This window comes from Pseudomonadota bacterium (assembly GCA_018823285.1).
GTDB lineage: Bacteria > Desulfobacterota > Desulfobulbia > Desulfobulbales > JAGXFP01 > JAHJIQ01.
Window position 1 is genome coordinate 1 of sequence record JAHJIQ010000009.1, and the last position, 5,006, is coordinate 5,006.

General features: G+C 55.5%; 5 protein-coding genes. 4 read left to right on the forward strand and 1 reads right to left on the reverse strand.

Going from position 1 to position 5,006, the window contains the following annotated elements; translation table 11 throughout:
• Nucleotides 1-110 precede the first annotated feature (110 nt).
• Nucleotides 111-1,229 carry an ATP-binding protein gene (locus tag KKG35_02935; protein ID MBU1737069.1) on the reverse strand — a complete coding sequence of 373 codons (1,119 nt, stop codon included), beginning with the start codon at nucleotides 1,227-1,229 and terminating at the stop codon, nucleotides 111-113.
• A 214-nt stretch (nucleotides 1,230-1,443) separates the two neighbouring features.
• On the opposite strand from KKG35_02935, the gene KKG35_02940 reads away from it, so the two are divergent.
• From KKG35_02940 to yajC, 4 genes are all read left to right on the forward strand, one after another.
• On the forward strand, nucleotides 1,444-2,136 hold the full coding sequence (locus KKG35_02940) for a DUF2293 domain-containing protein (GenBank protein ID MBU1737070.1): 693 nt from the start codon (nucleotides 1,444-1,446) through the stop codon (nucleotides 2,134-2,136).
• Nucleotides 2,137-2,327: 191 nt separating this feature from the next.
• Nucleotides 2,328-3,032: a ribonuclease PH gene (gene rph / locus KKG35_02945; GenBank protein ID MBU1737071.1), complete on the forward strand. Its 705-nt coding sequence runs from the start codon at nucleotides 2,328-2,330 to the stop codon at nucleotides 3,030-3,032.
• Between the two features lie 171 nt (nucleotides 3,033-3,203).
• The gene (gene tgt, locus KKG35_02950) at nucleotides 3,204-4,343 is read left to right on the forward strand and encodes a tRNA guanosine(34) transglycosylase Tgt (protein ID MBU1737072.1); all 1,140 of its coding nucleotides are present in this window, start codon (nucleotides 3,204-3,206) and stop codon (nucleotides 4,341-4,343) included.
• A gap of 83 nt (nucleotides 4,344-4,426) precedes the next feature.
• Nucleotides 4,427-4,768, forward strand: a complete 342-nt coding sequence (yajC, locus tag KKG35_02955) for a preprotein translocase subunit YajC (protein MBU1737073.1) — start codon at nucleotides 4,427-4,429, stop codon at nucleotides 4,766-4,768.
• Nucleotides 4,769-5,006 lie beyond the last annotated feature (238 nt).

Consider the following 5,006-nt stretch of genomic DNA (forward strand, 5'->3'; position numbering starts at 1 on the left):
ATTTCCAAAACATCATAATCGAATGAGCTAATTTAACCGAGAAACGGTTTTTGGAAAAGGAGTTGTCAGGCGGAGTTCATTCGGATCAATGATAAGTACACCGCCTGGTGTCATAACTTCAATTGCTTCAGGAACGGCAGGGCTTTTCGGACCTCGATCGAATCATCCAGTCGATCGTTTCGGAGGTCCTTCACCAGCTGCGTGGCCGGGAAGCCATATTTTTGATGAAAATACCTCAATGAGGAGCTGATTGCATTGTCGGTGAGTTTTGCTTCAATTAATATGGGCGGCTCATCTTCTACCTGCAGGCAGAAATCCACTTCCTTTTTCTCCTTGGTTCGCAGATAGTGCAATGCGCTGCGGCGCCCCTCATAATCTTCTATAGCGTTCATGTGCTTCAACAGCGATACCGCCGCCATGTTTTCAAAACGGATGCCGCTGTCGCCCTTGACCATGCCGGTATCGTAAAAATAGATCTTCGGCTCCTTCAATAATGATCTTGCGATGTTCCGATGATACGGTGAAACCCGGAAAACGATAAAAAGCGCCTCAAAAATGGCGATATATTTCTTGATGGTGTTGGGAGAGCAATTCACATCCCCGGCAAGCGAGGTGTAGGAAATCGGGGCCCCGACCCGCTGTCTGAGCAGCTCCAGGGTAAGCTGGATTGCCCTGAGATCATGGACTTTTTCAAAATCAAGGATATCGGTCCGGATCAGGCCGTCGATATACTGGAGTCGCCAACGATTTGCATCTTCATGATCAGCGGCGAGAAACGGCTCGGGAAAGCCGCCCCGATCCATGAGTTTTTCGAGATCGCTTTGTTCGGGATCTTTTATTTCAGCTGCGGTAAAGGGGCCCAGCCTGTGCCTGAAAAATCGTCCGGCCAGCGAATCGCCGCTCTGTCGGAAGGTCTCGAGACGGGCGCTGCCGGTAACAAGAATCCGTAAACCGGGCGGCTTGGTATCGTAAACGCCTTTCAGGTAGTTTTTCCACCCTTCCATCTTGTGCAGCTCATCAAGGACTACAATTTCGGTATCGGCAAGCCAGGACGCTTTCTGGATTATTTCCCGATCCTGAAAGTTGTCGTAATTGAGATAGACCGATTTTTCGAACTCATTGGCAACGTTTTGCGCCAGCCAGGTTTTCCCGATCTGCCTTGGTCCGGTCAGAAACACCATCTTTTTTTCAAGATCGTTAATAATGAGACTCTTCTGAGACCGTTCCATGTGACTATTATGCAGTGGTTTGCGGAATAGTCAAGACTATTTTGCATTTTACTGCGGAATAGTCGTATCGGTGGGGCCGGATCGGCGTGTGGTTTTTCTTTGCGCAACTGCTTCATAAAGTAGATGGGCAGAGTACCAAGCTTGACTTATTGACTTTTTGTAGAAAGATAATAAGAGTCGCGTCGTTGTTTGACCTTTGCAGAGGAGAGTGGATATGAGTGGGGAAAAAACCAAACCATATGAGTTGTCTGTCTTTATCACCTCCGGTGAGGCGCAATGTGATGGGTGCGGTGAGAAACTCGGCAAAGGGGCCTGGATCATGCTGCAGGGGAGCGAGAAAAAAGCGGTGTGTCTGAGCTGCGGTGATCTGGACCATCTGGTCTTTCTGCCGTCGGGTGATATGGCGCTGACCCGGCGTTCCCGGAAGTATTCGAAACTGTCCGCGATTGTGCTGAAATGGAGCCGGGTCCGGAAACGATATGAGCGGCAGGGGCTGCTGGTCGAAAACGAGGCTGTTGAGCGGGCGGACGAGGACTGCAAGGCGGATGCGGGGCAACGGGAAATACGGCGTACCCAGGCTGCGCTGCGCAGAGCGGAACTTGATGAAAAGTATCTGGTCGCCTTTGCCGGGCGGGTCAGGGAACTGTTTCCCGGTTGCCCGGCCGGGCGGGAGAAGGTCATTGCCGAACACGCCTGCCGTAAATACAGCGGTCGGGTCGGTCGCTGTGCTGCGGCAAAAGAGCTGGACGAGAATGCGGTGCGGCTGGCGGTTACCGCCCATATCCGCCATCAGGAAACGGACTATGATGCGCTTCTTCTGATAGGTATCGACAGGATTGCGGCGCGGGAACAGGTGCGGGAGCGGATCGGCGATCTCCTGCAGAGGTGGGGGACAGCCGGACCATAAGCGACCGGGACCGGACCAATGTCGGGCAGGGAATCGAGCCCCTTCGAAATGTTATGGATTCCTGCGTTCGCCGGCGTGACCGGGAAAATACCTTTGGTGACGCCATCAGGTTGAGCTTTTTTTCTATTGAGGGGTTATATAGTCACCAACTTTTCAAAACTGTTTCAGCAAGAGAGCGGACGGAGAATATTATGCGAAGCAATAACCGGGGCGATCACGAGATCAGGCCCATTACCATTGAGTACAACTTCCAGCATCAGGCCGACGGCTCGGTGCTGATCAGGATGGGAAACACCCATGTCCTCTGTGCGGTAAGCGTGGAGGAATCGGTGCCGCCGTGGCTGGCCGATACCGGCAAGGGGTGGATCACCGCCGAATACGGGATGCTCCCCGGCGCGACCAATACCCGGAACCGCCGCGAAGTGAACGGCCGGTCGGGGCGGACCATGGAGATCCAGAGGCTGATCGGCCGCTCTTTGCGGATGATGGTCCCCCTTGACTCCTTCGGCGAGCGGACCCTGCGGGTGGACTGTGATGTGTTGAACGCCGACGGCGGCACCCGGACTGCTTCGATCACCGGCGCGGCTCTGGCGCTTCGGGAGGCCTTCAAGGGGCTGGTCGCCAAGGGATTGCTTGCCGAGCTGCCGGAGATCACCCCGGTTTCTGCAATCAGTGTCGGGATGGTCGGCGGCAGGTGCCTGCTTGATCTTGACTACAGTGAGGACTCAACCGCCGAAGTCGACGCCAATTTCGTGATGACCGGCGATGGCAGGCTGATTGAGGTCCAGGGCAGCGCCGAAGGAAAGCCGTTTTATCCCCTCGATTTTTCCACCATGCTTGATCTGGCGCTGCAGGGCAATGAGGCGATCATGGAACAGCTCTGGACTGTTTCCTGACCCGGTTTCGGAGGAGCGACCTCCCGGTCGCGAACATCGGGCCGGGGTGTGTTTGCACCTTGGGCATTCGCGGCCGGGAGGCCGCTCCCACAAGGGGTGCCGCTCTCCCAGGGGGTCGGCATATAAACGCAGTTTTGTAGGAGCGACCTCCGGGTCGCGAACGTGGAGATGATGAACAGAAGCCCTTTTACCTTACTTAAAAAATCCAGTGAATGCGCGGCCCGCCGCGGTGAGGTCAAGACCGCCCACGGGGTGATCCAGACCCCGGTCTTCATGCCGGTGGGCACCCAGGCGACGGTCAAGGGGGTGACCCCGGAGAATTTAAAGGAGTTGGGAGCGCAGATTATTCTCGGCAACACCTATCATCTTTTTGTCCGGCCCGGCCATCAGCTGATCCGCAAGCTTGGCGGCCTGCACCGGTTCATGCACTGGGACGGGCCGATCCTCACCGACAGCGGCGGGTTCCAGATCTTCAGCTTAAGCGATCTGGCGAAGATCACCGAGGAAGGGGCGGCCTTCAAATCCCATCTCGACGGCTCCGATCTCTTCCTCTCCCCGGAGAGCGCGGTGCAGGTCCAGGAGGCTTTGGGCTCGGACATCATGATGGTTCTTGATACCTGTATTCCGTATCCGGCAACTCGGGAGCAGACCATCGCCGGCACCGAACTCACCGGACGCTGGGCCAGGCGCTGCCGGGCGGCCCACACCAATCGGGATCTGCTTCTTTTCGGGATCGTCCAGGGCGGGATGCATGAGGACCTGCGGGCCATGGCCATCGAGGAACTGGTCGGGATCGGTTTTGACGGATACGCGCTCGGGGGCTTGAGTGTCGGGGAGTCGCCGGAGCAGATGATGGACATCACCGAGTACACGGCGGCGATCATGCCGCAGGACTATCCGATCTACCTGATGGGGGTCGGCAGGCCAGAGGACCTGGTCGAGGCGGTCTGGCGCGGGGTTGACATGTTCGACTGCGTGATGCCGACCAGGAACGCCAGAAACGGAATGCTCTTTACATCAACGGGCAGGCTTGTTATAAAAAACGCACGTTTTAAGGACGACCCCAGGCCGATTGACGAAGCATGCAGCTGCTATGTCTGTCGGAACTATTCCAGGGCCTATCTCAGGCACCTGTACATGGCCCGGGAGATCCTTTCCTCCCAGCTGAACACGATTCACAATCTGCATTATTATGTGAATCTCATGGATGGGATGAGAAAAGCGATTGAAGAAGACCGGTTTGCCGCATTCCGGCGTAATTTTTACGCCATGCGCGAAACGGAGGGTGAAGACAGGGAAGATCGAAGTTGACGCTAATCTGCGAGAAGCATTGGCGACAAAGCAATTTTACAGAATAATTTAAAGAATCAAAACACACTCTGGAGGAACACCATATGACCAGTCTTGCCTGGGCAGCAGATGCCGCCCCCGCCGCAGGCCCCGGAGGCATCGCCTCTTTCCTGCCCCTGATCCTGATTTTTGTGATCTTTTACTTCCTGCTGATCAGACCCCAGCAGAAAAAAGTCAAAGAGCATCAGGCCTTTGTCACCGCATTAAAGAAAGGTGACGCCGTGGTGACCAACGGCGGGATCCACGGCACCATCACCGGTCTCACCGATACCGTGGTCACCCTTGAGATTGCCGACAATGTGCGGATCAAGATCAGCCGGATCAATATTGCAGGGGCGGTAGGCAGTGGCGGCGACGCCGCAAGCTGCGCGCCAGGCGGCGGCTGAGCGATCAAGAAATCATGAGTCCATCGTGAATGGACAGGAGTTTTAAGAAGCCGGGGCGCAATCCCCGGTTTTTTTGTGGCAAATAGCTGATCGGGTTCTAGTGTCACGTCAACTCTGAACCGTCACCTCTTTCTCGTCATTTTTCGCGCCTCCTGCGTTACGTGTTTGGTTGCATAGCGCTGCTATGCAACCAAACACATGCCTTGCCGGCACAAAAAATGCCGGAGAAATAGTATGA